The 3,227-nt window shown below is 68.8% G+C and carries 8 protein-coding genes; all 8 read right to left on the reverse strand.

All coding sequences use genetic code 11. From position 1 onward, the window contains the following. The coding region (locus DM995_RS18960; protein WP_198669495.1) for a GTA-gp10 family protein at positions 1 to 183 on the reverse strand (183 nt) is incomplete at its 3' end. Further along, the gene (locus tag DM995_RS18965) at positions 180 to 587 is read right to left on the reverse strand and encodes a phage tail tube protein (RefSeq protein ID WP_116970683.1); all 408 of its coding nucleotides are present in this window, start codon (positions 585 to 587) and stop codon (positions 180 to 182) included. The genes DM995_RS18960 and DM995_RS18965, both read right to left, overlap by 4 nt. 15 nt (positions 588 to 602) lie before the next feature. After that, a complete protein-coding gene (locus tag DM995_RS18970; RefSeq protein ID WP_116970684.1) occupies positions 603 to 995 on the reverse strand; it encodes a DUF3168 domain-containing protein in 393 nt (130 codons plus the stop codon). Further along, the gene (locus DM995_RS18975; protein ID WP_116970685.1) at positions 992 to 1,213 is read right to left on the reverse strand and encodes a hypothetical protein; all 222 of its coding nucleotides are present in this window, start codon (positions 1,211 to 1,213) and stop codon (positions 992 to 994) included. Before DM995_RS18975 ends, DM995_RS18970 begins: the two co-directional genes overlap by 4 nt. Continuing rightward, positions 1,210 to 1,749: a head-tail connector protein gene (locus DM995_RS18980; RefSeq protein WP_116970686.1), complete on the reverse strand. Its 540-nt coding sequence runs from the start codon at positions 1,747 to 1,749 to the stop codon at positions 1,210 to 1,212. The genes DM995_RS18975 and DM995_RS18980 overlap by 4 nt, the downstream gene beginning before the upstream one ends. Then, complete coding sequence (locus DM995_RS18985; RefSeq protein ID WP_116970687.1) at positions 1,749 to 2,030, reverse strand: phage fiber-tail adaptor protein; 282 nt, start codon at positions 2,028 to 2,030, stop codon at positions 1,749 to 1,751. Before DM995_RS18985 ends, DM995_RS18980 begins: the two co-directional genes overlap by 1 nt. Positions 2,031 to 2,074: 44 nt before the next feature. Next, positions 2,075 to 2,233 (reverse strand): hypothetical protein, encoded by a 159-nt coding sequence (locus tag DM995_RS21455; RefSeq protein ID WP_023839187.1) that lies wholly within the window; start codon positions 2,231 to 2,233, stop codon positions 2,075 to 2,077. After that, on the reverse strand, positions 2,220 to 3,227 hold a 1,008-nt coding region (locus tag DM995_RS18990), incomplete at its 5' end, for a tail fiber domain-containing protein (RefSeq protein ID WP_198669496.1). The genes DM995_RS18990 and DM995_RS21455, both read right to left, overlap by 14 nt.

The following is a 3,227-nucleotide window of genomic DNA, read 5'->3' on the forward strand; positions in this document are numbered from 1 at the left end:
CGCGACCAGTTCGGCCAGGCCCAGCCGCCCGGCGGCGGCGCGTTCGACCAGATCGAACAGCGGCCCAATCTCCTGCTCCGCCGCGACCAGGGCCGAAAAGCTGGGGCGAAGCAGCACATCCTGCCCCGCCAGCGCCAGCTTTGCCTCGCCGCGCACCGGGTTGGCGTTCGGGCTGCCGTTCACAGGCTCACCACCGCGCCCGAGCTTTCCAGCGCGAGCGAATAATTGCGCTCGCCATTGAAATCGCCGGCATATTCGAGCCGCGCAACGAGGAACCGCCCGCGCATCCGCGCGCCGCTCTCGAAGCTCAGCTCGTAATCGTCGAGCGTGCCGTTCATTGCATGCACGCGGATCGCGTTCTCGGCATCCGAGCCGAGGAACAATCCCGCCGCCGAGACCGAGACCGATCGCACGCCCGCGCCCGACAGCAGCTCGCGCCAGCCGCCGCTCCCCTTGTGCGTGATCACCACCGGTTCGCCGTTGATCGCCATCTGCGTCGTGCGCAGACCCGCCACGGTGCGATAGGCGGGCGGGCTTGCGCCATCACCGATCTTGAGCAGGAAGGCGCTGCCTTTTTCCGCCGTCATGTCTTGGTCCTTTCGTCAGGGGGACAGCAGCCGCGCCCGGTAGTCGGGCGTGACGAGCCAGGTTTCGCCGATCCGCACGGTGCGGCTGCGCAGGGGGTGGAGGCTGATCAGCCGATAGCCGCTGCCATTGCGGGGCATCGCCATCAGCCGGCTTTCGATCGCGGCAGCGATGGCGGAGACGGGGCCGGCATCCTGCGAGCCTTCTCGGATCGAGAAGGCCAGCCGCAGCTCGCGCCCGGGCCGGTCCTTGGTGCCCCAGTCGGTCGCCAGCACATCGTCGAGCAGCGCATAGGGCGCAGCAATGCGCGCCGGTGCGCGGTGAAACACGCCGTTGACCTGCGCCATCAGCGCGGTGTCGCCCGCCAGCCAGTCGATCGCGGCCAGCGCAAAATCCTGTTCGAGGCTCATCGCAGCAATCTCCCCAGCCAGCGCAACGCGGCATTCAGCCACCAGCGGCGGCGCAACCCTCGCCCGGACAGGCGTATCCGTCCGGAATCGCGCTCAATCAGGATGTCGGGCAGCTGCTCGCTGATCTCGAAGCACGCCCGTTCGGCCAGCCGCCCGGCCCGGCGCTCGCCGATCCGCGCGGCGCGGCGCAGCAGCACGGTGCCGAAGCGCGCGCTCACAGCCGCACCCTGCGCCAGGGACGCCACAATGCGCCGATCATCGCCGGGGGCGCGGCATCGCCGGCATCGCGCGCCAGGTGCACATGCGCCGCCAGCCGTAGGATTCCCTGGCGCAAGCCTTCGGGAAGTTCCCCCCATTGCGCGGCCAGGCCGGCAAGATAGCGGATCTCGACCCGGCTCGCCGATCCGGGATGCAGCACGCGCACCCGGCCAAGGCCGTCGGGCGAAAGCTCGATCGCATAGGCCTCGCTCGGCAAGGCAAAGCTCTCGCCCGCGCTGGTGATTCCCTGCACCCCGGTAATCGCGGTCACGGGCGACGCGGTCAGCTGCTGCCAGTCGCGCGCCACGGCGAGCGTCTCGCGATGCGGCCGGATAAGCAGCGCCTGCCCGATGAACTGCTCGCACAGCTCGGCCGCGCTGCGCAGATGGCCGATCAGCACCGCATCGTCATCGTCGCGGGTGATGTTGAGGAACGCTCTGGCTTCTGCCAGCGCCAGCGGGGCGAGCGCAGCGGGCGCGCTGGTGACCATGGCCATCAGCGTGGCTCCACCCGGACGGAGACGGAGCGCTCGTCGATCTCGCCATTGGACAGCGTGACCCGGTTCGTCAGCGCATAGATCGCGCCGACCTGACCACCCGCAAGGGTCACGGTCGCGCTGCGCCCGTCATGGCTATCCGTGATCACGGCGAGACCGCCGGGCGCGTCCGGAGCGACGCTCCAGCCGCTGGCGACAATCAGGTTGATCCCCAGATAGGCCGCGCCCCAGTCGACGCGATAATCGATCCGGCTGTCCGGATCCTTGACGAACAGGCTCATCGGCTGCTCCTGCATGAAAATGTGGGATGGACGACCGCGCCCGGTCAGAGGCGGCGCGGCGAAAGCGTGCGGACATCGGCATTCGGTCGCGCGGTCTGGATCGCTCGCACCGCCAGCGGCACCGGCCCGTTGCGGCTTGCGCCGAGGCGACGCGCGCTGCCCGAGGCGATGGGCATGTCGCCCAGGCCATCACCCCGCAGCATCGGAAGGTCCCGCGGCCATCGCGAACACGGTCTGGGCGAGCGCGGCGATCAGGAACAGGCCGAGCTGATCGCTGCGAATGCCATAGCGCTCGTGCTCGCCATCCTCGTCCTGCCAACGGTCATGGCAACACCAGCCATAGCGCCGCCAGTCGAGCCCGTGGCCTTGCATGATGGCAAACGCGGTCTGGGCGCGAACCCCGAAATGGCGGCGCGCTTCGTCCGTCCCCTTCGCGTCGAGCGAGCGGTTCCACTGGAACAGCCCCAGTTCGGCCATGATCGCCAGCGCCGCCTGGCGTTCGGGCTCGGTCATCGGGCCCAGCCAGAGCTTGTCGCGCGCATCGGAGGTCGTGATGGCGCCCGATGCGGCATAGATGTTCGACCAGCGCAGTTCGGGGCGCCCCAGCAGCACCAGATTGTCCGCCCCCGGCGACAGCGCCCGATCGGAATGTCCGTTATGACTGGCGATCGCGATCACGCTGCGGGTCGCTGACAGACCTCCATAAGCGAATATGGCCAGCGAACCCGCCACGCCGCCAGGGTCGACCATCGCACCGATTCCGGGCGCGCTGTTCCAATAGTCGGGCAGATAGAAATGGCCATCGCCCAGATACAGCTGGGTCCCGGCCATGCTGTTCACCGGCCCCCCGGCCTGCAGCGAATAGGCTGCGATACTGGCTCCGCGCACCTCCAGCCTGGCGTAAGGCGCGGTGCCACCGACGCCCAGATTGGCATTGCCGGTTACCCAGTTGCCGGCGGCGTCGCGCGGCATGAAGTCATGGGTGTGCACCATCGGCGCATAGCCATCGTGCGTGTGCGTCAGCGGTGCATAATTGTCATGGCCGTGCACCAGGGGCGCATAGCTGCCGACGGGTTGCTTCCCCGCCAGCGCCGCAGCCAGCCCTTCGACCTGATCGATCGCGTGGACATGACCGGACCGGTCCTCGCGTTCGGCGAACCATTGCGCGGCGACGGTCAGCGTGACGGTCTTGAGACC

It is taken from the genome of Blastomonas sp. UPD001 (assembly GCF_003426715.1).
GTDB lineage: Bacteria > Pseudomonadota > Alphaproteobacteria > Sphingomonadales > Sphingomonadaceae > Blastomonas.